Source organism: Nocardia violaceofusca NBRC 14427 (assembly GCF_963869435.1).
Classification (GTDB): domain Bacteria; phylum Actinomycetota; class Actinomycetes; order Mycobacteriales; family Mycobacteriaceae; genus Nocardia; species Nocardia aobensis.
The window spans coordinates 51,053-76,882 of the sequence record NZ_CAWMPM010000001.1 but is presented as its reverse complement, the minus strand read 5'-3'; the positions used below and the strand labels follow the sequence as shown (position 1 = coordinate 76,882).

At 68.5% G+C, this 25,830-nt stretch carries 21 protein-coding genes; 7 read left to right on the top strand and 14 right to left on the bottom strand.

Annotation, left to right across the window (positions count from 1 at the left end; translation table 11 throughout):
* Nucleotides 1-31 precede the first annotated feature (31 nt).
* Nucleotides 32-2,302 (top strand): thiamine pyrophosphate-dependent enzyme, encoded by a 2,271-nt coding sequence (locus tag AC5592_RS00365; protein WP_371507044.1) that lies wholly within the window; start codon nt 32-34, stop codon nt 2,300-2,302.
* A gap of 54 nt (nt 2,303-2,356) precedes the next feature.
* On the opposite strand, the gene AC5592_RS00360 is transcribed toward AC5592_RS00365, so the two are convergent.
* Entirely contained in the window at nt 2,357-3,532 is a 1,176-nt protein-coding gene (locus AC5592_RS00360; protein WP_063920224.1) for a cytochrome P450, read from the bottom strand.
* A 110-nt stretch (nt 3,533-3,642) separates the two neighbouring features.
* Here AC5592_RS00360 and AC5592_RS00355 point away from each other — a divergent pair, with 110 nt between their 5' ends.
* Complete coding sequence (locus AC5592_RS00355; protein WP_063063016.1) at nt 3,643-4,485, top strand: SAM-dependent methyltransferase; 843 nt, start codon at nt 3,643-3,645, stop codon at nt 4,483-4,485.
* A gap of 94 nt (nt 4,486-4,579) precedes the next feature.
* Here AC5592_RS00355 and tpiA read toward each other — a convergent pair whose 3' ends face one another.
* The 8 genes from tpiA to AC5592_RS00315 form a co-directional block, all read right to left on the bottom strand.
* Entirely contained in the window at nt 4,580-5,365 is a 786-nt protein-coding gene (gene tpiA, locus AC5592_RS00350; RefSeq protein WP_030514034.1) for a triose-phosphate isomerase, read from the bottom strand.
* A 2-nt stretch (nt 5,366-5,367) separates the two neighbouring features.
* A complete protein-coding gene (locus AC5592_RS00345) occupies nt 5,368-6,588 on the bottom strand; it encodes a phosphoglycerate kinase (RefSeq protein WP_063063015.1) in 1,221 nt (406 codons plus the stop codon).
* 4 nt (nt 6,589-6,592) lie between these two features.
* Nucleotides 6,593-7,612, bottom strand: coding sequence for a type I glyceraldehyde-3-phosphate dehydrogenase (gene gap, locus AC5592_RS00340; protein WP_036502572.1), 1,020 nt, complete (start codon nt 7,610-7,612; stop codon nt 6,593-6,595).
* A 406-nt stretch (nt 7,613-8,018) separates the two neighbouring features.
* Complete coding sequence (gene whiA, locus AC5592_RS00335) at nt 8,019-9,002, bottom strand: DNA-binding protein WhiA (RefSeq protein WP_036502574.1); 984 nt, start codon at nt 9,000-9,002, stop codon at nt 8,019-8,021.
* On the bottom strand, nt 8,993-10,060 hold the full coding sequence (locus AC5592_RS00330; RefSeq protein ID WP_036502576.1) for a gluconeogenesis factor YvcK family protein: 1,068 nt from the start codon (nt 10,058-10,060) through the stop codon (nt 8,993-8,995). The genes whiA and AC5592_RS00330 overlap by 10 nt, the downstream gene beginning before the upstream one ends.
* A complete protein-coding gene (rapZ, locus tag AC5592_RS00325) occupies nt 10,057-10,998 on the bottom strand; it encodes an RNase adapter RapZ (RefSeq protein WP_051024700.1) in 942 nt (313 codons plus the stop codon). Before rapZ ends, AC5592_RS00330 begins: the two co-directional genes overlap by 4 nt.
* Nucleotides 10,999-11,102: 104 nt before the next feature.
* Nucleotides 11,103-13,223 (bottom strand): excinuclease ABC subunit UvrC, encoded by a 2,121-nt coding sequence (gene uvrC, locus AC5592_RS00320; RefSeq protein ID WP_063063014.1) that lies wholly within the window; start codon nt 13,221-13,223, stop codon nt 11,103-11,105.
* Nucleotides 13,224-13,276: 53 nt separating this feature from the next.
* Nucleotides 13,277-14,131: a LysR family transcriptional regulator gene (locus tag AC5592_RS00315; protein ID WP_063009033.1), complete on the bottom strand. Its 855-nt coding sequence runs from the start codon at nt 14,129-14,131 to the stop codon at nt 13,277-13,279.
* A 71-nt stretch (nt 14,132-14,202) separates the two neighbouring features.
* Between AC5592_RS00315 and AC5592_RS00310 the strand changes: the two genes are divergently transcribed.
* On the top strand, nt 14,203-15,243 hold the full coding sequence (locus AC5592_RS00310) for a bile acid:sodium symporter family protein (RefSeq protein WP_051024701.1): 1,041 nt from the start codon (nt 14,203-14,205) through the stop codon (nt 15,241-15,243).
* On the opposite strand, the gene AC5592_RS00305 is transcribed toward AC5592_RS00310, so the two are convergent.
* Entirely contained in the window at nt 15,221-16,507 is a 1,287-nt protein-coding gene (locus tag AC5592_RS00305; protein ID WP_063063013.1) for a winged helix-turn-helix domain-containing protein, read from the bottom strand. The genes AC5592_RS00310 and AC5592_RS00305 overlap by 23 nt on opposite strands.
* A 127-nt stretch (nt 16,508-16,634) precedes the next feature.
* On the opposite strand from AC5592_RS00305, the gene AC5592_RS00300 reads away from it, so the two are divergent.
* Entirely contained in the window at nt 16,635-18,305 is a 1,671-nt protein-coding gene (locus AC5592_RS00300) for an FAD-binding dehydrogenase (protein WP_036502586.1), read from the top strand.
* Here AC5592_RS00300 and AC5592_RS00295 read toward each other — a convergent pair.
* Together AC5592_RS00295 and AC5592_RS00290 are read right to left on the bottom strand one after the other, a co-directional pair.
* A complete protein-coding gene (locus AC5592_RS00295) occupies nt 18,302-18,868 on the bottom strand; it encodes a hypothetical protein (RefSeq protein ID WP_036502588.1) in 567 nt (188 codons plus the stop codon). The genes AC5592_RS00300 and AC5592_RS00295 overlap by 4 nt on opposite strands.
* 149 nt (nt 18,869-19,017) lie before the next feature.
* Entirely contained in the window at nt 19,018-19,737 is a 720-nt protein-coding gene (locus tag AC5592_RS00290) for an MBL fold metallo-hydrolase (protein ID WP_036502590.1), read from the bottom strand.
* 162 nt (nt 19,738-19,899) lie between these two features.
* Between AC5592_RS00290 and AC5592_RS00285 the strand changes: the two genes are divergently transcribed.
* Complete coding sequence (locus AC5592_RS00285) at nt 19,900-20,598, top strand: haloacid dehalogenase type II (RefSeq protein ID WP_036502592.1); 699 nt, start codon at nt 19,900-19,902, stop codon at nt 20,596-20,598.
* Nucleotides 20,599-20,713: 115 nt separating this feature from the next.
* Here the strand turns inward: AC5592_RS00285 and AC5592_RS00280 are convergent, their stop codons facing one another.
* Nucleotides 20,714-22,762, bottom strand: a complete 2,049-nt coding sequence (locus AC5592_RS00280; RefSeq protein ID WP_083870828.1) for an MFS transporter — start codon at nt 22,760-22,762, stop codon at nt 20,714-20,716.
* A 249-nt stretch (nt 22,763-23,011) separates the two neighbouring features.
* On the opposite strand from AC5592_RS00280, the gene AC5592_RS00275 reads away from it, so the two are divergent.
* Nucleotides 23,012-23,815, top strand: coding sequence for an ABC transporter ATP-binding protein (locus AC5592_RS00275; RefSeq protein ID WP_036502595.1), 804 nt, complete (start codon nt 23,012-23,014; stop codon nt 23,813-23,815).
* Between the two features lie 88 nt (nt 23,816-23,903).
* A complete protein-coding gene (locus tag AC5592_RS00270; protein WP_063063012.1) occupies nt 23,904-24,317 on the top strand; it encodes a DUF3291 domain-containing protein in 414 nt (137 codons plus the stop codon).
* 27 nt (nt 24,318-24,344) lie between these two features.
* Here the strand turns inward: AC5592_RS00270 and AC5592_RS00265 are convergent, their stop codons facing one another.
* Entirely contained in the window at nt 24,345-25,814 is a 1,470-nt protein-coding gene (locus tag AC5592_RS00265; RefSeq protein ID WP_036502599.1) for an amino acid permease, read from the bottom strand.
* Between the last annotated feature and the right edge of the window lie 16 nt (nt 25,815-25,830).

The window sequence follows — 25,830 nt, the reverse complement described above, 5'->3', positions numbered from 1 at the left end:
CGCGGGCGGCCGCAGGCGACATGATGGAGGGGTGACAACGGGCCCCGAAGAGCTTCTCGACGAATGGTTGCGTATTTCCCTGCGAGAGGTGCGGCCGGGACCGCGCCGCGCCGCCACCGATCCGATCGGCAGCGGTAGTCCGATCACCGTCGGGACATGTCTGGAGTTGTTCGATGCCCAGGCCACGAGCCGGCATCTGGATATCGCGGCGCGGCGGCTCGGCGTGGCGAAACGCGGGTACTACAGCATCGGCTCCAGCGGCCACGAGGGCAATGTGGTGCTGGCACAGGCATTGCGCAGCACCGATCCGGCGCTGCTGCACTACCGGTCGGGCGCCTTCTTCGTGCATCGCTGCCGCCAGGTCCCGGGGCTGGATCCGATTCGTGACGTGCTGCTGGGTGTCGTCGCGGCGGCCACGGAACCGATCTCGGGCGGGCGGCACAAGGTGTTCGGCAGCGCGCCCGCGTCGGTCATACCGCAGACCTCCACCATCGCCTCCCATCTGCCTCGGGCGATGGGTCTGGCGTTCGCCCTCGATCGGGCGCGACGGCTGGGCCGGGAAACACCGTGGCCCCGAGATGCGGTGGTGCTGTGCACATTCGGGGACGCCTCGGCCAACCACTCGACCGCGACAGGTGCGATCAACGCCGCGATCCACACGGCTCACCAAGGTATTCCGATGCCGCTGCTGTTCGTCTGCGAGGACAACGGGATCGGAATCAGCGTGCCCACTCCCCCGGACTGGATCGAATCGGCCTTCGCGTCACGACCGGGTCTGCGGTATTTCGACGCCGACGGCTCCGATCTGCGGCAGGCCCTGTCGGTGGCCTCCGCCGCCGCGGAATCCGTGCGCGCGCGGCGGCGGCCCGCCCTGTTGCGGCTGCGCACGGTGCGACTGCTCGGCCATGCCGGATCCGATGTGGAGTCGGCGTATCGGCGACTGGAGGATATCGAGGCCGACCGGCGCCGCGACCCGGTGGCCGCCACGGCCCGGCTCCTCGTCGAGATCGGCGCGGCGACCGCCGAGGAGGTTCTCGCCCACTACGACGCGATCGGTGCCCGAGTGGCGGCGACGGCGGCCCGGGTGGCGGAGGAACCGCATCTGGACTCGGCCGAGGCGATCCGGGCGCCAGTGGTATTCGCAGGTGAACGACAGCCGCGCGCCATTCTCGGCCCGTACGCCGGCGATCGCACGCCACCCGCAGATGCCGCGCCGCAGCCGCAGGCCGAGAGTGCGCTTGGCACAAGCGCTTTCGATCAGACGGCCGAGCGACCCGGGCCGGTGACGCTCGCACAGTCCATCAACCACACCCTCGCATCACTACTCGCCGATCAGCCCGATGTGCTGGTCTTCGGCGAGGATGTCGGCCGCAAGGGTGGTGTCTACGGCGTGACCAAGGGGCTGCAGCGTGAGTTCGGGGCGCGTCGTGTGTTCGACACCCTGCTCGACGAGCAGAGCGTCCTCGGCACCGCGCTGGGCGCCGGACTCGCCGGATTCGTTCCGATTCCGGAGATCCAGTATCTGGCCTACGTGCACAATGCGCTGGACCAGATCCGGGGTGAGGCGGCGACCCTGTCGTTCTTCTCCGCGGGGCAATACCACAATCCGATGGTGGTGCGGATCGCCTCGTTCGGCTATCAGCGCGGCTTCGGCGGGCATTTCCACAACGACAATTCCGTTGCGGCGCTGCGCGATATCCCCGGAGTGGTCGTCGCCGCGCCGGCCCGGGCCGACGACGCGGCCGCGATGCTGCGGCGGTGCGTCGAGCTCGCTCGCGGCGAGGGCAGGGTATGTCTCTACCTCGAACCGATCGCCCTCTACCACACCCGCGACCTGCACCGCCCCGGTGACGCGGGCTGGCTCGCCACCCCCGCCGACGAACCGGCATCCCTCGCCCGCGCCCGAATCCACGGCGACGGTGCCGATCTCACGATCGTCACCTTCGCCAACGGTGTGCCGATGAGCCTGCGCGCGGCACGCCGCTTGGCGGACAACGGCATTCACGCACGCGTGCTCGACCTGCGCTGGCTCACGCCGCTTCCCGTCGACGATCTGCTGCACCATGCCCGCACCACCGGCGCCGTGCTCGTCGCCGACGAGACCCGCCGCAGCGGCGGGGTATCGGAGTCGGTGTGCACCGCGCTGCTCGACAGCGGTTTCGACGGCCGTCTCGCCCGCGTCACCAGCGCCGACAGTTTCGTCCCGCTCGGACCGGCCGCCGAACTGGTGCTGCTGAGCGAAGCGGCGATCGAGGCCGCGGCGCATCGGCTGCTGGAATCGGGCCCGCGCTCCCAGGTCTGACGCACGCGGGCGGGTACGCCGAAGACCGGCCGCACCCGCCCCCCGACCGAATGCTCAGCGCAGGGTGACCGTCGTCGGCAGCGCGGCGAAACCGCGATTGTTCGAGGAATGGAGGCGCCGCAGCCCGGCCGGGTCGACGTCGTAATCGGCGATGCGAGCGGTGATCGCCCCGAGCGCGGTCCGCAACTCGAGCAGGCCGAGATTCGAGCCGAGGCAGTAGTGGCGGCCGCTGCCGAAGACCAGCGCATCGGAGGTGTCTCGATCGAGATCGAAGACGTCGGGCCGGTCGAACACCTCGGGATCACGGTTCGCCGAACCGGTCAGCAACAGCATCCGCGCCCCCGCCGGAATCGTGACGCCGTGCAGTTCGACAGCTTCGGTGGTGGTGCGCAACTGCGACTGGGTCGCCGGGTCGTAGCGCATGCCCTCGGCGATCCAGTCGTCGACGCGCCCCAGCGCCGCGGCCCGCTGGTCCGGATTCGCCCACCCGGCGTACCAGAGATTGCCCAGGGTGAGCATGCTCGTCTCGATGCCCGCGCCGATCAGCAGGATCAGCACGCCCACGATTTCCTCGGGGGTGAGCCGGTCGTCCCCGTCGGCGGCGTCGAGTAGACCGGACAGCAGGTCGTCGGTGCGGTGCTTGCTGCGTTCGATGGTCAGCTCGGTGTAGTAGCCGACCAGGGCGCCGATCGCCTGCATCGCCTCCGGCCGCAGGTCGGTCGACTCCTCCTCGGTGTACATGATCTCCATGCCGAGTTTGCGCACCAGGTCGCGGTCCGCGCGCGGCACGCCGACCAGTTCGGAAATCACCTCGGTGGGGTACGGGCCGGCGAAGTCGGTCATCAGGTCGAAACTGCCGCGTTCGAGCAGCGGCTCCAGGAGGTCGGTGGCGATCTCACGCAGTCGCGGCGCCAGCGCCTGCACCCGGCGCGCGGTGAACGCGCGCGTGACCAAACCACGCAGGCGCGTATGTTTCGGCGGATCCATCGCCACGAAGGAGAAGAACTGCTCGGCCTGAGGTCCCCAGAAGGCCGGTTCCATCCGCAGCCCGTTGGCGCTCGAGAAGCGATCCGAATCACGCAGTGCGGCAAGGACATCGGCGTAGCGCGACAGTGCCCAGAAGTCGTCGTCGCCGTTGCGGAACACCGGCGCCTGTTCCCGAAGTTGTGCGTAGACCGGATACGGATCGTCGTGAATTCCGAAATCGTACGGACTGAATTGCACTGACATCTTCGACCTCCCCAGCCGCACGGCAGGGGCCGCGCCGGTTCGCCATCCGACCTGACAGGATGACAGTAGTCGATAATGGTTCGTCGCCGTCGACGGAAGGAAGAGGTGTCATGGAACCAGTGACCGGATCACACCGCCCGCATGCGGATCCGGTGGCGCCGCCCGGTATCGATGTCACCACCCCGCATCCGGCCCGGCGCTACGACTACTGGCTCGGTGGCAAGGACAACTTCGAGGCCGACCGAGCCTCCGCCGAAGCGGTGGCCGAGGCCTTCCCGAGCGTGCAGATCTCCGCGCTGGAGAATCGAGCATTCCTGCACCGAGTGGTCGGTTATCTGTCGGCCGAGGTCGGCATCCGGCAATTCCTGGATCTCGGCGCCGGCCTGCCGACCGCCGGCAATGTGCACGAGATCGCGCAGGCCGCCGCGCCCGAATCCCGCATCGTCTACGTCGACAACGATCCGATCGTCGCCCTGCACGCCCGCAGCCTGCTCGCCAGCGCACCCGAGGGCGCGACCGCGTATCTGGAGGCCGACGCGCGCGAACCCGAAAAGATCCTCACCCACCCGGACCTGCTGACCACGCTGGATCTGTCGCAACCGGTGGCGCTGATGATGCTCGCGGTGGTGCATTTCTTCACCGACGAGGACCGCCCCTACGACATGGTGCGGCAATGGATCGACGCGCTGGCGCCCGGCAGCTATCTGGTGATGTCGCATGCCACCAGCGACCACCTGTCCGAGGAGGACCTGGCCGACAGCGAACAGGCCAACAAGCGCAGCGGTATCCCGTTCCGGCTGCGCTCGACCGCCGAGTTCAGCCGATTCTTCACCGGGCTCGAACTCGTCGAACCCGGGATCGGGTCGATCATCAACTGGCCCATCGAGTCTCATCGGGCACATCCGCGGCCGGAGGCGGTATCGATGCTCGGCGCGGTGGCGCGCAAACCCTGATCCGGTTTCCTCGACGACGTCGGCCCCGATTCCGCGGAGTGCGGAACCGGGGCCGAATCGTCATGTGCTGCAGGCGGTTACCCGCCGGCCGCGATCAGGGCAGCGGACCGCCCGCGGCGATCGCCGACAGGGTCGCGAACTCGTCGCCCTTCAGCGAGGCACCACCGACGAGCGCGCCGTCGATATCGGCGGCCGCGATGAGCTCGCCGACGTTCTTGGCGTTCACCGATCCGCCGTAGAGGATGCGCACACCCGCCGCGACCTCCTGGCCCGCCAGCTCGGCCAGTTCGGCGCGCAGCGCACCGCACACCTCCTGCGCGTCCGCCGGGGTGGCGACGCGACCGGTGCCGATCGCCCAGACCGGCTCGTAGGCGATGACGACCTTCGCGATCTGCTCCGGCGTCAGCCCCTTGAGCGAACCCCGCAGCTGCTCGAGGTTGTACTGCACGTGGGTCTGCGCCTCGCGCACACCCAGCCCCTCGCCGATGCAGACGATCGGAGTCATGTCGTACTGCAGCACCTTCTTGGCCTTCGCCAGCACCGTGGCGTCGTCCTCGTTGTGGTACTGCCGCCGCTCCGAGTGGCCGACCACGACGTAGCTGCACGACAGCTTCGCCAGCATGGCCGCACTGATCTCACCGGTGTAGGCGCCGGATTCGTGCACCGACACGTCCTGGGCACCGAAGGTGATCCGCAAGCGGTCGCCCTCGATGAGGGTCTGGATGCTGCGAATGTCGGTGAACGGCGGGATGACCGTGACGTCGACCTTGTCGAAGTACTTGTCCGGCAGGGCGAACGCGATCTTCTGCACCAGGGCGATGGCCTCGAGGTGGTTGAGGTTCATCTTCCAGTTGCCGGCGATCAACGGTTTGCGTGCCATGATCAGCCCTCCCCGTCCTCGAGCACGCTGATACCCGGAAGCTGTTTGCCCTCCAGGTACTCCAGCGAGGCGCCGCCGCCGGTGGAGATGTGGGAGAACCCGTCCTCCGGCAGGCCGAGCGTACGCACGGCCGCGGCCGAATCGCCGCCGCCGACCACTGTGAACGCACCCTTAGCGGTCGCGCTCACCAGCGCCTCGGCCACCGCGCGCGTCCCCGCGGCGAAGGCCTCGAACTCGAACACACCCATCGGGCCGTTCCAGAACACCGTCCGAGCCTCGGTCAGCAGCGCGGCGAACCGCTTGGCCGACTCGGGCCCGATGTCCAGGCCCATCCAGCCCTCGGGAATCTCGTTGGCGGCCACCGTCTTCGACTCCGCGTCCGCGGCGAACTTGTCCGCGGCCACGATGTCCACCGGCAGGTGGATGACGTCGGCGAAACGCTCCAGCAGCCCCTTGCAGGTATCGATCATCTCCTCCTGCAACAGCGAGGAGCCGACCGAAAGACCTTGGGCGGCAAGGAAGGTGAAGCACATACCGCCACCGATGACGAGGGTGTCGACCTTGGGGGCCAGCGCCTCGATCACGGCGAGCTTGTCCGACACCTTGGAACCGCCGAGCACGACCGCGTACGGGCGCTCGGTGTCGGTGGTGAGCTTGCGCAGGACGTCGACCTCCGCGGCGACCAGCGTGCCCGCGTAGTGCGGCAGCAGTTCGGCCACGTCGTAGACCGAGGCCTGCTTGCGGTGCACCACCCCGAAGCCGTCGGAGACGAACGCACCGTCGTCGCCGACCAGCTCAACCAGCGCGTGGGCCAGCTTCTGACGCTGGGCGTCGTCCTTGCTGGTCTCGCGCGGATCGAAACGGATGTTCTCCAGCAGCAGCACATCACCGTCGGTGAGGCCCTCGGAGCGCGCGAGCGCGTCCTGGCCCACCACATCACCGGCGAGCTGGACGTTGCGGCCGAGCTCCTCGCTCAGCTTCGCGGCCACCGGTGCCAGCGAGAGCTTCGGATCGGGCTCACCCTTGGGACGGCCCAGGTGGGCGGTGACGACGACCTTGGCGCCGGCCTCGGCCAGCGTCTTGATCGTGGGCACCGAGGCGATGATCCGGCCCGGATCGGTGATCACGCCGTTGTCGAGGGGAACGTTGAGGTCGGAGCGCACGAGCACGCCCCGCCCCTCCACGCCCTCGGCAAGGAGATCCTGAAGGGTCTTGACTGCCATGGGTTTACAGCGACTTGCCGACGAGGCCGATCAGGTCGGCGAGGCGGTTGGAGTATCCCCACTCGTTGTCGTACCACGACACGACCTTGACCTGGTCGTCGATGACCTTGGTCAGCGGCGCGTCGTAGATCGAGGAGTGCGGGTCGGTCACGATGTCGCTGGAGACGATCGGGTCGACGTTGTACTTCAGGATGCCCTTCAGCGGGCCCTCGGCGGCGGCCTTGTAGGCGGCGTTGATCTCGTCGACGGTCGCCGACTTGCGCAGCGTCGCGGTCAGGTCGGTGACCGAACCGGTCGGCACCGGTACGCGCAGCGCGTAGCCGTCCAGCTTGCCCTGCAGCTCCGGGAGCACCAGGCCGATGGCCTTGGCGGCGCCGGTACCGGTGGGCACGATGTTCAGGGCGGCGGCGCGGGCGCGACGCAGGTCGCTGTGCGGGCCGTCCTGCAGGTTCTGGTCCTGCGTGTAGGCGTGGATCGTGGTCATCAGGCCACGCTCGATGCCGAATTCGTCGTTGAGGACCTTGGCCAGCGGGCCGAGGCAGTTGGTGGTGCACGACGCGTTGGAGATGATGTTCTGGCTGCCGTCGTACTGGCTGTCGTTGACACCCATGACCACGGTCAGATCCTCACCCTTGGCGGGTGCGGAGATGATGACCTTCTTGGCGCCGGCGGCCAGGTGTCCCTTGGCCTTGGTGGCGTCGGTGAAGATGCCGGTCGACTCGACGACCACGTCGACACCCAGATCGCCCCACGGCAGCGCGGACGGGCCCTCCTTGATGGCCAGTGCCTTGATCCGCTGGTCGCCGACCACGATGGTGTCGTCGCCGTCGAGCGAGACGTCCTGCGGCAGCCGGCCGAGGATCGAGTCGTACTTCAGCAGCGTGGCCAGGGTCGCGTTGTCGGTGAGGTCGTTGACCGCGACGATCTCGATATCGGTGGTGCCGAGCGCTTTCTGCGCCTCCACCGCCCGGAAGAAGTTACGTCCGATACGACCGAAGCCGTTGATGCCTACCCGGACAGTCACGTTATCGCTCCTCAGCTTTCAAGCGGATTCATTCCGATGCCAGACCACCCTAATGCCCGGCCATAACATCACGGACACGCCCCTGCCGCGACCTCACCGACCCGACGCTCCGCCGGTGAGCGTGTATTCGCGCCTTTCGCACCGAACCGTCGCGACCGCGGCCGCCGGCCCTGCCCACTCGCGGCGGGGATACCCATCTGCCAGGCTTTTCACCGGCCCCGGATCACCTGTTTCGGTGCCGATGGGTTCGGTAGCGAAAGCCTATCGCACCGCGCTCGCTCGCGACGGCGTCACGATCGCAGGTTGTGGACAACCACGAACCTGTGGACGAACCATCGCTCCTGCGGCACAAGGAGTTTCGCGGCGAGAGTCCCGGGCCGGCATCCGCGGCCCGGGCCCTCGCCGCTCACGCGTCTTCGAGCAGTTCGGCCGTGACAGCCGACTCGGTATCGGGAATGCCCAAGTCCTTGGCGCGGCGGTCGGCCATGGACAACAGCCGGCGAATACGCCCGGCGACGGCGTCCTTGGTCATCGGCGGGTCGGCCAGCTGGCCGAGTTCCTCCAGGGAGGCCTGGCGGTGCTGCACGCGCAGCCGTCCCGCGGCGGCCAGATGGTCGGGCACATCCTCGCCGAGGATCTCGAGGGCACGCTCCACACGAGCCGCGGCGGCCACCGCGGCCCGGGCCGAGCGGCGCAGGTTGGCGTCGTCGAAGTTGGCGAGGCGGTTCGCCGTCGCGCGGACCTCCCGCCGCATCCGGCGCTCCTCCCAGGTCAGGCGCGTGTCCTGGGCGCCCATCCGGGTCAGCAGGGCGCCGATGGCCTCCCCGTCGCGCACCACGACCCGATCGGTGCCGCGCACCTCGCGGGCCTTGGCCGAGATACCCATCCGGCGGGCCGCGCCGACCAGGGCCAGTGCCGCCTCGGGCCCGGGGCAGCTCACCTCGAGCGCCGAGGAACGCCCGGGCTCGGTCAGCGAACCGTGGGCCAGGAAGGCGCCGCGCCAGGCCGCCTCCGAATCGCCGATGCTGCCGCCGACCACCTGGGCGGGCAGACCACGCACCGGACGGCCGCGCACATCGAGCAATCCGGTCTGGCGGGCCAGCGCCTCGCCCTCCTTGGACACGCGCACGACATATCGGGAGGTCTTGCGCAGACCACCCGCGCCCAGCACGTGCACATCCGATCCGTAGCCGTAGAGCTCGAAGATCTCGCGCCGTAGTCGCCGCGCGATCGAGCCCATATCGACCTCGGCCTCGACGATCACCCGACCGCCGACGATGTGCAGGCCACCGGCGAACCGGAGTAGGGCCGACAGTTCCGCCTTGCGTGCACTCACCTGCGAGACGGACAGACGGCTCAACTCGTCTTTCACCTCGGCTGTCATCGCCACGAGACCCGCTCCTTTCCACCCAACACGGACCGCACCTGCTGGACCGGATGCCGTCCTTCGACTCGAAGCCCTGCCAATTCCGGCCGAGGTTGGCGGATCACCTGATCCAGTGCGGCGGCTAGCTTTCCAGGGTGGTGCCGGTCCGTCCCCGCCTCGGCGACATCAGCGAAGGTTACTCGTGCACGCAGCTGTTCGGCAGCTCTTGCCACATGTTCGCGCTCCCTACCCTCGGGTACGGAGCCGGAGTCCACCAGCACATCATCGACAGCGAAATCCGGTGCGTGCTGGGACAATACATGCAGATGCCGTTCGGCGGAGAATCCCGCGGTCTCTCCGGGCTCCGCCGCCAGGTTCAGGACCAGCACTTTTACCGCGCGGGTATGCATCAGCGCCGCCCGCAGATCCGGCACGAGCATGTGTGGAATGACGCTGGTGAACCAGGAGCCGGGGCCCAGGACCACCACATCGGCGTGCTCGATCGCCGAGGTGGCCTCCGGGCTGGCCGGCGGGTCGGACGGGATCAGCCGGACCCGGCGCACCTTGCCCGGCGTGGTGGCCACCGCGACCTGACCGCGGATACACCTGCTCACCCGCGGGTCGGCCTCCAGCCCGGAGACGTCGGCCTCGATGGTCAGCGCGGTCGGCGACATCGGCAGCACGCGGCCGGTGCAGCGCAGGATCGCGGCCATCTCGTCGAGCGCCGCGACCGGGTCGCCGAGCACCTCGGCCAGCCCGGCCAATACGAGGTTGCCCACCGAATGCCCGGCCAGCGCTCCCGTGCCGCCGAAGCGATGCTGCGCCGTGCGCGCCCAGATCCCGTCGGGGTCCTCGGCCAGGGCGGCCAGCGCCATCCGCAGGTCGCCCGGCGGCAGCATGCCCAGTTCGGAACGCAGGCGTCCGGACGATCCGCCGTCGTCGGCGACGGTGACGACCGCGGTGATGCGCTCGGTGATCCGGCGCGCGGCGGTCAGCGTGGCGTAGAGGCCGTGTCCGCCGCCCAGGGCGACCAGCGTGGGTTCGGAGGGAGTGGTGTCGTCACGATGGTCCGCGTCGGTCATTCGCGCCCCAGATCCCGGTGGACCACGCGGACGACATCGGTCGAGGCACTGTCGGGCCGGCCCAGCAGTTCACCCAGCTCCTCGGCGATCGCCACGCTGCGGTGCTTACCACCGGTACACCCCACTGCCACGGTCATATATCGCTTACCCTCCTGGCGGTAGCCGCTGGTGGTCAGGTCGACCAGATGGCGGCAGGTATTCACATAGTCGTCGGCGCCGGGCCGTGACAACACGTACTCGCTGACCACGGCGTCCTGCCCGGTATGTTCCCGCAATTCCGGAATCCAATGCGGATTCGGCAGAAATCGCACATCGAAAACCATGTCCGCATCCAGCGGAACGCCGTATTTGAATCCGAACGATTGGATCGTCACCTGCAGGGCCGCGGGCGCGCCGCCGCCGTAGGCCTCCTCCAGTTTGCGGTGCAACTGGTGGACCGACAGCGCGGTGGTGTCGATCACCAGATCGGCGGCGGTCTTGACCTTCGACAGGGCCCGGCGTTCCGCGGCGATCCCGGCCGAGAGGGTGCCGTCGGCACTTTCGCTCTGTAGCGGGTGGCGGCGGCGGGCGAAGCCGAAGCGCCGGATCAGCACATCGTCGGAGGCCTCGAGAAACAGCAGGCGGGTGCCGACACCGTTGGCTCGCAGTTGATCGGTCACCCCGGACAGATCGCCGGTGAAGAAGCGGCTGCGCACATCCATGACCAGCGCCAGTTTCGTGATCGGCGGATCGGCGGCGGCACCGAGCTCGATGAGCCGGCCGATCAGTTCTGGCGGCAGATTGTCCGCGACGTACCAGCCGAGATCCTCGAGGACTCGGGCCGCGGTACCGCGGCCGGCACCGGACAGGCCGGTGACGATGACCACCTCGACCGGATGCGCCTCGGGCCGCGGCCGAATGCCGGTACTCGCGTTGGGGTTCGATTCGACGCTCGTCATGTCCTATCGGGTTCCGTCCGTGGCTGCCATTCGATCATCCTGCCCGCCCCCACCGGCCGCGGCCGTGCGCGCAGCGCCGGCGAAACCGAGCCGTGACCGAGACGTCATTCGGAGTTGAGTGCCGCGAGCACGGCCTTGGCCGTCGCCACCCCGATACCGGGCACCTCCGTGATTTCCTCCACCGTAGCCTGCTTGAGTTTGGCCACCGAACCGAAGTGCGTCACCAGTGCGGTACGCCGCGCCTCACCCAGCCCCCGCACCGAATCCAGGGCCGAGGCGGTCATCCGGCGCGAACGCTTACTGCGATGGAAGGTGATGGCGAACCGGTGCGCCTCGTCGCGCACGCGCTGCAGCAGGAACAGCGATTCGCTGGTGCGCGGCATGATCACGGGGTCGGACTCGCCCGGCACCCACACCTCCTCCAGGCGCTTGGCCAGCCCGATCACCGCGACGTCGGTGATGCCGAGTTCGTCGAGCACCTCGGCCGCGGCCGCCACCTGCGGCGCGCCGCCGTCGACGACGTACAGGTTCGGCGGATAGGAGAATTTGCGCGGACGCCCGGTGGCCGGATCGATCCCGGGCGGCAGATCCGCGGGCTCCGCCTCGGCGGTGGCGATCGCCGCGGCGCCGGCCCGGTGCTGCGAAGCATCGGTTCCGCCCTCGTAATGCGCCGTGCCGGCGTCGGCCTTCGCCGCCGCACTCATCTCGTCCAGTTCCTTGCGCAACCGATAGAACCGGCGCCGGGTGACCTCGGCGATGCTGGCCACGTCGTCGGAGCGGCCCTCGCCCGCGGCCTCCTTGATGGTGTAGTGGCGGTATTCCGATTTACGCGGCAGCCCGTCCTCGAACACCACCAGCGAGGCGACGACATCGGTGCCCTGCACGTGGCTGATGTCGACACATTCGATGCGCAGCGGCGCGCTGTCGAGATCGAGCGCGTCCTGAATGCCTTGCAGCGCGGCCGATCTCGCGGTCAGATCGCCGGCGCGCTTGAGTTTGTGCTGAGCCAGCGCCTCCTGCGCATTGCGCTGCACGGTCTCCATCAGCGCCTTCTTGTCACCGCGCTGCGGCACCCGCAGCGCCACCGCCGAACCGCGCAGCCCGGACAGCCAGCCCTGCACCTGCTCCGGATCGCCGGGCAGTTCCGGCACCAGGACCTCGCGCGGGACCGCGGTAGCGGGGGTTTCGGTATCGGTGTGCTCGGCGAAGGCGGCCTGCTCGCCGTAGAACTGGGTGACGAACTGTTCCACCAGGGCGGCCAGCTCGCTCGGCCCCCGGTCGCCCTCGTCGATCGGCGCGGCGCCCGCGGCGTCTTCGGTACCGGCCCAGTTCAGGTCCACCGCGTCACCCGATTTGTCGACGACCCAGCCGCGCTGGCCGCGCACCCGTCCATCGCGCACGTGGAAGATCTGAACCGCGACCTCGAGTTCGTCGGCGGCGAAGGCGATCACATCCGCGTCGGTGCCGGTGCCGAGCACGACCGCCTGCTTTTCCAGCGCGCGCTTGAGGGCGGCGACATCGTCGCGCAGCCGGGCGGCGGTCTCGAAGTCCAGATCCGCTGCGGCGGACTGCATTCGGCGTTCCAGCTCCCGCACCATGCGATCGGTGCGGCCGGACAGGAAGTCGCAGAAGTCCTCGGCGATGCGGCGGTGTTCGTCGGCGTCGACCCGGCCGATGCAGGGCGCCGAACATTTGTCGATGTAACCGAGCAGGCACGGACGCCCGATCTGCCTGTGGCGCTTGAACACTCCGGCCGAACACGTCCGCACCGGGAACACCCGCAACAGCAGATCCACCGTCTCGCGAATGGCCCAGGCGTGGGCGTACGGCCCGAAATACCGCACGCCCTTCTTGCGAGCACCCCGATAGACGAACACCCGCGGATATTCCTCGTTCATACTCACCGCGAGCATGGGGTAGGTCTTGTCGTCGCGGTAGCGCACGTTGAAGCGCGGATCGAATTCCTTGATCCAGTTGTACTCCAGCTGCAGCGCCTCGACCTCGGTGGAAACCACCGTCCACTCGACGCTCGCGGCGGTGGTCACCATCTGCCGGGTGCGCGGATGCAGCGAGGACACATCGGCGAAGTAGGAATTCAGGCGGCTGCGCAGACTCTTGGCCTTGCCGACATAGATCACCTGCCCGTAGGAATCCCGGAATTTGTAGACGCCGGGTTCGACGGGAATGGTGCCCGGTGCGGGGCGATAGGTCGCGGGATCTGCCACGCCACCAGGTTAACGACCGGCACCGACAGCGGTTGACGCGCGGACCGCCCTCGTCATCGGTGCATCCGATGGGCGCCGGCGAGGATCGCGTCGCAGAGTGCCTGTTCGGGTTCGGAGAGCCGGCTGTGCCGGCGCAGCAGCACGAACTCCAGCTCACCCAATTCCGGCAGCTTCTCGTCCTCGACCGCGAAAAGCCCTGGCGGAAGAAGGGTTTCGGCGTGCGCCACGACTCCCAGGCCGGCCAGCACGGCGGCCCGCAGCCCGAGCTGACTGTCACTGACGCAGGCGATCCGCCAGGTCCGGCCCTCCCGTTCGAGTGCGCGCAGTGCCACGTGCCGGGTCAGGCTCGGCGGCGGATAGGTCACGACGGGCACCGGATCGACGATGTCGCCGATGCCCGAGCGCCCGGCCCACACCAGCCGGTCGCGCCACAGCAGTTCCCCGTGCCGCTCGCCGGGCAGCCGCTTGGCCACCATCAGGTCCAGCTCGCCCGCCGCCATCCTCGTCTTGAGGTTCTCGCTGAGCCCGACGATCAGTTCCAGATCCACGCCCGGATGCGAACGCTGAAATTCCAGCAGGACGTCGGGCAGTTCACGGGCCACCAGGTCGTCGGAAGCGCCCAGCCGGATCAGTCCGGTGAGGCGGGAATCGGAGAAGTACCGGTCGGCCTGAGCCTGTGCGTCGAGGATGCTGCGCGCGAAGCCGACCATCGCGGCCCCGTCAGCGGTCAACGCCAGATTGCGGGTGTCACGGCGGATCAGTTCGCGGCCCGCGGCCTGCTCGAGCCGCGCGATATGCCCGCTGACCGTGGACTGGCGCAGGCCGAGGATGCGGCCCGCCGCGGTGAACCCGCCGGCGCGTTCGACCGCCAGGAAGGTGCGCAGCAATTCCGGATCGAACACACTCATCACGTTACTCGTTCATAGATATCGCTTCCATCGGCTTTGGCGATCAGTGGGTCGCGCCGTACCGTGGCGAGGTGACGTTGCTGGCCAAACTCCGTATCGACGGCTTCCTGCTGGGCTTGTTCGCGGCGATGGCCATCGGCCTGATCCTGCCCGCTCGCGGCGGCGCGGCCGACGTCCTGGCGTGGGTCACCAAGGTAGCGATCGCGGTGTTGTTCCTGCTGTACGGCACCCGGCTCGAACCGCGCGAGGCGCTCGCGGGCCTGCGGCACTGGCGGCTGCACACCACGGTGCTCACCGCGACCTACGTCCTGTTCCCGCTGCTCGGCCTGGCGATGCGACTGCTGGTCCCCTCGGTGCTCAGCGACGAGCTCTACACCGGAATGCTGTACCTGTGCCTGCTGCCCTCGACGGTGCAGTCCTCGATCGCCTTCACCGCCATCGCGCGGGGCAATGTCGCGGCCGCGGTGGTCAGCGCGTCGGTGTCGAACCTGCTGGGCGTCTTCCTGACACCCCTGCTCGTGATGCTGCTGATGCAGACCACCGGTGACGCCACCGTCTCGCCGATGTCGATCGTGGAGATCGTGGTGCAGTTGCTGCTGCCCTTCATCGCCGGTCAGCTGCTGCGACCGAAGCTGCATCGGCTATTGGCGCACACCACCCTCACCAAGGTCGTCGATCGCGGTTCGGTGTATCTCGTCGTCTACGCGGCCTTCAGCGCGGGCATGGTCGAGCACGTCTGGCAGGGACTGGCCGTGGGTCGCCTGCTGGCGGTCGCAGGCGTGGCGATCGTCCTGCTGGCGGTGGTGCTGGGCGTGACGGCGGGAGCGGCCCGGCTGCTCGGATTCGACCGGGCCGACCGCATCGTGGTGATCTTCTGCGGATCCAAGAAGAGTCTGGCCACCGGCCTGCCGATGGCGACGGTCCTGTTCGCCGGCCATCCGGTGGGCCTGATCGTGTTGCCGCTCATGATCTTCCACCAGATCCAGCTGATCACCTGTGCCGCACTGGCCGGGCGATGGGGTCGCGCCGCGGAGGAGGCCGAGGCAGCCCGGACCGCGGTCACATCTCCCGACGCGGCGGTCCCGGGTATCACCCCGGTTCCGCGAAGCTGACCCCGGCCGGCGCCGAAAGCCGTTCGCGGGCAGCCACTTCGACGGCCAGCGCCGCCGCCAGATCCCCGCGTTCGCCGACCACCACGGTCTCGAGCTCGAGCCACCCGGCCATCGCCTCCAATTGCCCGGCCAGTTCGTAAGCGACGCGCGCGTGGGGCCGATCGGGTTCGGCGAAGGCCCCGAGCACGTGCAGCCGGCCGGTCGCACGATCCGCGCGCAGGTCCACCCGGCCGACGAGTTCACCGTCGAGCAGGAACGGAAAGACGTAATAGCCGTGCACCCGTTTGTGTTCCGGGGTGTAGATCTCGATCCGGTAGTGGAAATCGAACAGCCGCTCGGTCCGAGGCCGGAAGAAGATCAGCGGGTCGAACGGGCACAGCAGGGCGGCGCCGTCGACCCGCCGCGGGAGCCGGGCCCCGGTACGCAGGTAGGCCGGCTTGTCCCAGCCGTCCACCCGCACCGGCTCGAGTTCTCCGGCGTCGACCAGCTCGGCCAGCGCCGGTTCACACTGCCGCCGATGCAGCCGGTAGTAGTCGCGCAGGTCGGTCTCGGTGGCCACCCCCAACGCGTCGGCGGCCCGCAGGACCAGCGCACGCACGGCGTCCGCTTCGTCGACGCGGCGGCTCACGACCTCGGCCGGCAGCACGCGCTCGGTGAGGTCGTAGTGCCGCTGGAAGCCGACCCGCTTGTCCACCGAGAGCTCCCCGGTGGCGAACAACATCTCGCACACCACCTTGGTATCGCTGTGGTTCCAGCCCCAATGATCCTTGCGCCGCGGGCGATTCAGCTCGAGCTGCCGTTCCACCTCCGCCGCGGTACACGCACCGACCTGGTCGATCACGTTCAGTACACGGCCGGGCAGATCGGGATTCTCGTCGAGTACCCCGCGCGCCCCGCCCCAGCGGCCGTGCGCGTAACCGGCCATCCGCCACCGCAGCAGCGGCCAATCCTCGACCGGAATCAGCGCCGCCTCGTGTGCCCAGTACTCCACGAGCCGGCGCGGCCGCCGCGCGCTGTGTTCCCATATCGCCTCGTCGAGCAGCGTGCGATCGTAGGCGCCGATCCGGGCGAACACCGGCGCGTACTGTGCCCGGACCACCGCCGCGACCGAATCCAGTTGCAGCAGTTTGGTATTACGGACGACGCCGAGCACGGTGCGGCGGCTCGCGCCACCAGACCCGTCCGCGCGGTCGCGGGCGGCGGTGGCGAATCCCTGGGCGGCGAGTGCGGCCCGGCGGGCCGCGGCGGAGGTGATGGTGCGCACGCACCGAATCTGCCATGGGCCACCGACAGATATGCCGGAGCCGGGCTCACGACGGCTCGAATCTGCTACCTTGAACACGTTCGATACACGAATGTATCCAAATCGCCCCGAATGCGGAGGAGTGCCCGTGGCACCGTCACAACAGCCGGATGTCATCGTCGTCGGAGCCGGGCTGGCCGGACTGGTGGCCACCTACGAGCTGACGCGCGCCGGACGGCGGGTGCTGGTACTCGACCAGGAGAATCGCAACAATCTCGGTGGGCAGGCGTTCTGGTCGCTGGGCGGATTGTTCCTCGTCGACAGCCCGGAACAGCGGCGCCTCGGCATCAAGGACTCCTTCGCGCTGGCCTGGCAGGACTGGCTGGGTTCGGCGGGATTCGATCGCGACGACGAGGACCACTGGGCTCGCCAGTGGGCGCGCGCCTACGTCGAGTTCGCCGCCGGGGAGAAGCGGCAGTACCTGCACGATCTCGGCTTGCGGGTGACTCCCCTGGTCGGCTGGGCCGAACGCGGCGGCGCCACCGCCGACGGGCACGGCAATTCGGTGCCACGCTTCCACCTCACCTGGGGCACCGGGCCGGAGGTGCTGCGCGTCTTCCTGGAACCGGTCCTGGCCGCGGAGCAGCGCGGACTGGTCGAATTCGCGTTCCGGCACCGGGTCGACGATCTGATCGTCGAGGACGACGCGGTGGTCGGCGTCCGGGGCAGCGTGCTGGAACCGAGCGACCTGGATCGAGGCGTGGCCTCGTCGCGAACGACGGTGGGCGAGTTCGAATTCCGCGCTCCGGCGGTGCTGGTGTCCTCCGGCGGCATCGGCCACAACCACGACCTGATCCGGAAGAACTGGCCCACCGAACGGCTCGGCCCTTGCCCGCAGACCATGATTTCCGGCGTGCCCGCCCATGTCGACGGCCGCATGCTCGCGATCTCCGAATCGGCCGGCGGGCGCATCGTGAACCGCGACCGGATGTGGCACTACACCGAGGGCATTCACAACTGGGATCCGATCTGGCCCGATCACGCCATCCGCATCATCCCGGGACCGTCGTCGCTGTGGTTCGACGCGAACGGAAAGCGTTTGCCCGCACCGTGTTTCCCTGGTTTCGACACGAATACCACGATGAAGGCGATCCTCGACACCGGCTACGACTACTCGTGGTTCGTGCTCACCCAGTCGATCATCGAGAAGGAGTTCGCGCTCTCGGGTTCCGAGCAGAATCCCGACATCACCGGCAAGGACCTCAAACTCACGCTCAAGAGCCGCGCGGCCAAAGGTGCTCCCGGCCCGGTCGAGGCGTTCAAACGGCACGGCGTGGACTTCGTCGTCGCCGACACCCTGCCGGAACTGGTGCGCGGCATGAACGAGATCGCACGCGGCCCGCAGCTGGACCTGGCCGCGCTGGAACACCAGATCGTCGCCCGGGATCGCGAACTGGACAACAAATACAGCAAGGACGCGCAGTTGATGGCGGTCGCCAACGCGCGACGCTCACTCGGCGACAAACTGGGCCGGGTCGCGGCACCGCACCGCATTCTCGATCCCGCGCACGGTCCGCTGATCGCGGTACGCCTGAACGTGCTGACCCGCAAAACGCTGGGCGGTCTGCAGACCAACCTCGACTCGCAGGTGATCCGCTCCGACGGCGCCCCCTTCCCCGGCCTGTACGCCGCGGGTGAGGTCGCCGGCTTCGGCGGCGGTGGCGTCCACGGCTACAACGCGCTGGAAGGCACCTTCCTCGGCGGGTGCATCTTCTCCGGTCGCGCGGCCGGGCTCGCGTTGGCCCGGCAGCCGCGTTAGGGGCGCTCCAGGCTCTTCGCGCCGACGGTGCGGGTCAGGCTGAAGATCGGCAGGCCGATCACCAGATGTTCGATGGCGGTGGACACTCCCACCCAGATATCGCTGGACAGCGTCAGCGGAATGACCACCGCCGCCGCGATGAGGATCCCGACGATCCAGGCGAAGAACATGTCCGGCGACGGCGTGCCCAGATGCAGCAGGTACCAGAGCACGCCGGCGAGCAGGGCGCACAGGAACGCGACCACGGCGAACCAGTAGCCCTGCTCGGCCATCGGGTTCCAGACGCCGAATTTGCCGCTCTCGGTGGCACGGGTGGCGACGACGTCGATGATCCACGCGCACAGCCACGCCGCCAGCGCGGTGACGACCGCGGTGGCGAGCACCCCGCCCGCGAACATGCCCACGTTCACCTCGGGCCGCCGGGGTGCCGGCGGCGCTCCGCCCGGCGTCCGGTAGGGCTGGTAAGCGGGATCCTGCTGGTAGGCGGGTTCCTGATACCCGCCCGGCTGATAACCGCTTTCGTACCGCGTGGTGTGCTGCTCACGCGGATCCTGGGGATGCACCGCCGATCACCTCCGTCGAATGTGTGTGCCGAGTGTAGGGCCGTACCCGCCGCCCGGGCGCGCCTACGGCATACCCGGTGTCGCGTCGGCATACACCCACCCCGCCGTTGCGCGCGGGATCGAGGCGCCCCGATCCGGCGCGCAACCGATCATGCCGGAAGCAAGCGTCTCTCGTAGTCGGCCGCCAGTGCCCGCAGCGCGGCGGCGCCGTCCCCGGCGAAGCTGGAGCCGTGCATCACCGCGAGGGTCGCCGGATTCAACTCCGCCAATCCGTACAGGGCGGCCGGTACCGCGGGCCCCAGTGACGTCGCCCGGAAGACGTCCTCGGCGAGGACGGCCGGACCGACCACGTCGGATTCCGTCAGTGCGGGCCCGTCGCCGACCTGGGTCATGAGATCACCGCAGAACAGCACACCCGTGGTCTCCTCGTAGAGCACCCGCGACTCCCAGTTGTGTGGTGCGTGCGGAGTATCGATATGACGGACGCGCCGCTCGCCGAGTTCGATGACCTCCCCGTCGGCCAGCGGGCGTGGCGGCCGGTCGGCGAGATCGTCGAGGGAGACCTGACAACCGAGGATTCCGTGTGCCACCTGCGCGTGCGGCGCGGCGGCGAGGAACAGGTTCATCGCCCCGCATTCGTCGGCCTCGACGTGGCCGAAGGTGATCCAGCGCAGCCGTTCGACCGGCACGATAGCGTTGATCTGCTCGCTCACCAGCGGGTACAACGCGCGCATGCCGCAGTGGAACAGCAGTGGCTCCTCATCGACCACGAGAAATTGGTTGAAGCTGAATCCGGTCGGACCGACCTCGGGCACGAAGGTGGATATCCGGTAGATCCGGTCGGCTATCTCATCGGTACGGGTCTGCATGGTCTCGCTCCCATCCGGGCCTCGCGCGCCGGGCGATCACCTACGGCGGCGCGGACCCGCTGTCTCCGAGTCGACCCCCGAGTCAGATGTTATCCAGATCACACGGCGGTCGATAGTGCCGGCCGCGCGGCTCGCCGCCCGGCCGCCGATACGATCGCGATCATGAACGACCGGCCCAAGGCTCTACTGTTCGACGTCCAGGGCACCGCCACCGATTTTCATTCCACGGTCGTGGCGGCGGCCGCGGCGACCCTCGGGCAGCGATATCCCGGCCGGGACTGGTCCGCATTCGTGAACGATTGGCGCGCAGCGTATTTCCGTGGCACCGCCGCGGTCAGTGACCACTGGGTCAGTGTCGATTCGATCTATCGCGCGGCACTCGACGAACTCCTCACCGAGCGCGGGATGGATGCGCCCTCGCAGGCCCGCGCCGAACTGAATTCCGCGTGGAAGCGCCTGGATCCGTGGACGGACGCGGTGCCGGGCCTGACGCGCCTGCGACGCCGCTACACCCTGGCGACGTTGTCGAATGCCGACGTCGACGCGGTCGTCAGCATCACCCGGCACTGCGATTTCCCGTGGCACGCCGTGTTCACCGCAGAGATGGCGGGCGCGCACAAACCTGATCCCCGCACCTACCGCATGGCCGCGCACTACCTCGGCGCCCAGCCGGGCGAGATCATGATGGTCGCGAGCCACAAGTACGACATCCGGGCCGCGGCCGCCCTCGGCTTCCGCACCGCCTTCGTCGCACGGCCGCTCGAATTCGGCGATCCGGCCCTGGCGGACACCGCATTCAGCGACGAATTCGACCTCAACGTCACCGATTTCGAGGATCTGGCCGAGCAACTGGGGTGTTGAACCGCATCGGCGAGCGCGTACGCCGGCATTCGACGATCGCCGCCATGACGATCGCCGCCATCGAGGTCCGGAACGTACGCGCCGCCCGTTCCGGACCTCGATGCGCGTCGCGGAACTACCCCGCGGGCGCCGGCTCGGCAGGCGGCGCGGCTTCACCCTCCGCCGATTCACCTGCGCCGGACGCACTTTCGGCGACCGCGACCGGCTCTGCCGCGGTCTGCGCCGCACCATCGGTTTCCGCCAGCGCCACGAGTTCCTGACGTACGCGCAGGTCGTGTTCGGCGGCATCGGCGGCGGCCCGCTTCGGACTCCAGCGCCCGGCCATCAGGAACACGAACGGCAGGAACAGCACCTGGGCGATCAGGCAGATCCACCACCACTGCCGCCACTGCACCGGCGAATCGGCGGCCGCCTGTTTCACCTCGGGGCCGTGCGCGGCGACATAGGCCAGATCATCGGCCGGCACGGTGGCCACCGCCTGCAATTGCGATTGCGCGGTAACGAGTTTCGGGCCGACCGTACTCGCGACCGCGAGCTGCTCACGCGGCACCTGCTGGGTCGCGGCCAGCCGCCCCGCCGCTTCGGCCGGGCTGACGCCGAACTTCGCCGCCACCTGACCGACCGCGGCGCCCGCGGCCCGCGCATCGTTCGGATTCGCCGCCAGGGCGCCGAGCGTCGCCGGATCCACCGCCTGCAGGGTCGCCAATTCCTGCGGGTAGCGGGCGTTCAACGCGATCGTGGCCTGGATGTCGGCGGGCGCCGCGCCGGTCAGCTTCGTCAGCGCGGCCATCTGAGCGGCCGGATCGGCGGGATTGCGGCCGAGTTGCGTCATGGTCTCGGCGCCGACGGTCTGGATGGTCGCCAGCTGCGGTCCGTACTGCGCCTGGATCTCCTGCAGTCGCGGACCGTTGTTGACCAGCGGCCCGGCGGCGTCGACCACCATCAGCAGACCGAACAGCGTGAAGGTCACCACCGTGCGCAGCACACCACCCCACACGGCCAGCCCGACCGCGGTCGCGGCCGGGTTGTGGCGCTCCACGGTTTCGGTGAAGCTCGCCATCCAGGTGGCGTAGGCGATGCCGCCACCGACCGCGATGACCATCATCACCACCGCGAACGAGTAATAGCCGGTGTCGGGATGATCGGTGTAGCCGAGGAAGACGTACAGCCCGACGATGCTGATCAGGGCGCCCAGGATCATGAACGGTTTGCGCACCTTGAGGATGTCGGACACGATGCCGGTCACCACCAGCGCCACCGCGTTCGCGATCCAGTACCAGTTGCCCAGAGCATTGGCCTGCGCCGGTGTGAAACCGAAGTTCGTCGCCAGATAGACCGGCAGGAACGACACGATGGTGTAGAAGAATGCCAGGAAGATGCTGATGGCCAGGGCCGAGCCGACCACGTCGACGCGCATCATCTGACGCCACTGCCCGCGCTCGAGCGCCTCGACGTCCAGCCCCTTGGCCCGTGCCTCGACCAAAGCCCGATCCCGCAGGCTCACCATCACCTGATCACGCAGGCGCGGACTCAGTTCGCGCAATCCGATCACCGCGACGACGGCGACCGCACAGCTGATCACCCCGCACAGCCGGTAGTGGAACTGCCAGTCCGGGTGGCTGTCGAGGGTGCGGGCGGTGATCTCGCTGGTGACCAGTGCGCCGATCACCGGTCCCAGGGTCCAGAATCCCATCGCCGAGGCGCGGCCCAGCTGCGGCGAGAAGTCCCGGATCAACGCCGGGGTGGCCACCAGCACCGCACCCTCGACCACGCTCACCACGCAGTAGACGAGGAGATAGGCCATCTTCGTGGTCGTCGCCGGCAGCGCGAACAGGGTGAGCAGCGAACAGATCACCACCCCGTAGGCCACGATATTGGCGCGCCCCCAGCGATCGAGCAGCCCCGCCGCCACCGAGGCCGCGGCGCCGAAGGCCGCGCCGATGATGAAGATCCACACGAAATAGGCGAAGGAGAGGTGGAAGTAGGCGATCAGCTGATTTCCGACCGCGCCCGCGACGAAGAGCTGGTAGTACAGCACGATCGAGGTGATCACCACGAGCGTCAGGTACCAGGAGCGGGCGGGGGTATCGGGATAGTGCGGTAGTTTTCGCCGCCACAATCCGGTGAGCAGGGTGGGAGCGGCTGCTGTCGAGGTCGAGCTCATGGTCGAGATGCCTTTCTGACCACGGCATCTCGTCGCGGGACGAATCTCTTGTGATTCCGCACGAGCACCGGGTGGGAAAAGGGTAGCGGCCGATCGTGATCCACATCACTTTTCCGGCAACTCGATCGAACCGACCGCTCCGATTGCGGGGCACATACCGACCGGTCGACGGTTGCCGAGTATTCGCAGCGCTGTTCGCGCAACCCGCGACCTATCAGCTTGTCTGAGGAGTTTGCTACCGTGGAGCCCATGGTCGACTCCCCCATCCTGCAGGTGGACGCCGTAGATTTCGTGCGCAACCGCAATCCGATCCTGTCCGCGGTGTCGCTGACCGTGCGCGCCGGCGAGCATTGGACGCTACTGGGCCCCAACGGCGCCGGCAAGACCACACTGCTGAAGATGCTCGGCGCGTTCGAACATCCCACCCACGGCAGTGTGCACGTCCTCGGCCATCGGCTGGGCCGGGTGGATATGCGCGAATTGCGCACGGCCATCGGGCATGTCGACCCGCGGCACACACCGCCCTACCCCCTCACCGCGCACGAGGTGGTCCTGACCGGACTGACCGGTACCGCCGATACCAAGCAGCGCTGGTCACCGACGCCCGAAGAGGATGCCGAGGCGGATCGGCTGATCGAACTCATGGGACTGTCCCCTCGCCGCGACGCCCGCTGGCCCACTCTGTCTCAAGGTGAGCGCGGGCGCGCCCTCATCGCCCGGGCGCTGATCGCCGAGCCGCGACTGCTCCTGCTCGACGAACCGGCCACCGGCCTCGACGTGGGCGGCAGGGAACAGCTCATCGACCGGATCGATCTGCTGCAGGCCACTCATCCGGAACTGGCGTCGGTCCTGGTCACCCATCACCTCGAGGAATTACCTCCGGGAACCACCCACGCGCTCCTGCTGCGCGCGGGACGTTGCGTCGCGAGCGGACCCGTGGACGAGGTGCTGACGAGCGGCAATATCAGCACCTGTTTCGACCATCCGATCCGGCTGACCCGCACCGACGACGGACGCTGGCATGTGCGGGCGGAGCGCAGCGTGCACGCCTGAGCACGAATCTTGTCATTGACAAGATTCGTGCGACATGCGATGTTGGGCAGGCGTCAGCATTCACTCGCCTCGTCGAAAGTTCTTCGCCATGCCCACACTGCCCTGGGTCACCGTCGAGCGGCCCACCACCGATACCGTCCACGTCATGGCCTCGCGGCTGGAAGTCCGGTCACTGCGGCACGTGCCAAGATTCCTCGCGACCTCGATCGTGCTGCGGCGCCAGGCCCGCCGCTCCCCCGGCGCCCTCGGCATCGCTCTGCAGGCCGACCTCGCCCGCCGCACGTTCTGGACCCTGTCGGCCTGGACCGATCAGGAGGCGATCGGCGCCTACGCCCGCACCGATCCGCACGCCTCGGCCATCGTGCGCGCCCGCGCGGTGATGCGCGAATCGACGTTCGTGTTCTGGTCCGTCCCCGCCGCCGACCTGCCGATCGACTGGTCCGAGGCTCGCCGTCGCATCGCCGAGGAACGCGAGAAGCGAAGCAGCACAGCCACTCTCTGAGACGACCCGCCGCCGCGCCCGGCCGGCTCAGTCGTCGACCGGGACCGATTCCGACAGCCTGGCCGGCTGCTCGTCCTCGGGCGGTTCCCGCAGCCGCGCCACCTCCAGTACCCGCGAGCGGGCCGCGAACCAGCCGACGATCAGCGCCGGGATCAGAATCACCAGACTCGCGACCGTCCAGGTGCCGACCGGGTGATCGAAGGCCATCAGCACCAGCATCGCGGCCAGGAAGACCAGGGTCGCGATGCCGGTATACGGGGCGCCGAACATGCGGAACGCGGGACGTTCCAGCTCACCACGCCGCCAGCGCCGCCACAGCGCCAGCTGGCACAGCACGATCGTCGCCCAGGAGGACAGGATGCCCAGCGACGCGATGTTGAGCACGATCTCGAAGGCGCGCGCCGGCACGATGTAGTTGAGCCAGATGCCGACCAGAGCGATCACACTCGTCAGCACGATGCCGCCGTAGGGCACACCGCGGCTGTTCATCCGCGCGGTGAATCGCGGTGCGCTGCCGTTGACCGCCATCGAGCGCAGAATGCGGCCGGTCGAGTACAGACCGGCGTTGAGACTCGAGAACGCCGCGGTGAGCACGACCAGATTCATCACCGAACCGGCATGCGGGACACCCAACTTCGTGAAGAAGGTGACGAACGGGCTCTCGTCGGCATGGTAGGCGGTGTAGGGCAGCAGCAGGGCCAGCAGGATCAGGGAGCCGACATAGAACACGGCGATACGCAGGATCACCGAGTTGATGGCGCGCGGCATGATCTGCTGCGGATTCTCGGTCTCGCCCGCGGCGGTGCCGACCATCTCCACCGCGGCGTAGGCGAACACCACTCCCGAGGCGACCGTGACCAGCGGCAGCACCCCGGTCGGGAACCAGCCACCGGACTGCGCGACCAACCCGAAACCCGTTGCGGCCCCGTCGACCCGGAATCGCCCGCCGAGGAAGACGATGCCGATGATCAGGAACGACACCAACGCGACGACCTTGATCAGCGCCGCCCAGAACTCGAGTTCACCGAACCATTTGACCGAGATCAGATTCACGCTCAGCACCAGGCACAGCGCGATCAGCGCCAGCACCCACTGCGGGATCGCACCGAACGCGCCCCAGTAGTGAAGATAGGTGGCGATCGCGGTGGTGTCGACGATGCCCGTCATGGACCAGTTCAGGAAATAGGTCCAGCCGGCGATGAAAGCCGCCTTCTCCCCGTAGAACTCGCGCGCATAGGAGACGAACGACCCCGACGAAGGCCGGTGCAGCACCAATTCGCCCAGCGCCCGCAGGATGAAGAAGACGAATACACCGCAGACCGCGTACACCAGGAACAGTCCCGGTCCCGCGTGCGCCAGCCTCCCGCCGGCGCCGAGGAACAGGCCGGTGCCGATGGCGCCGCCGATCGCGATCATCTGCAACTGCCGCGGCTTGAGGCTCTTGTGGTAGCCGCTGTCCTCCGCGGACAGGTGCGTCTGTGCTGGTATCTCGCTCATCGGTGGGGTGATCCCT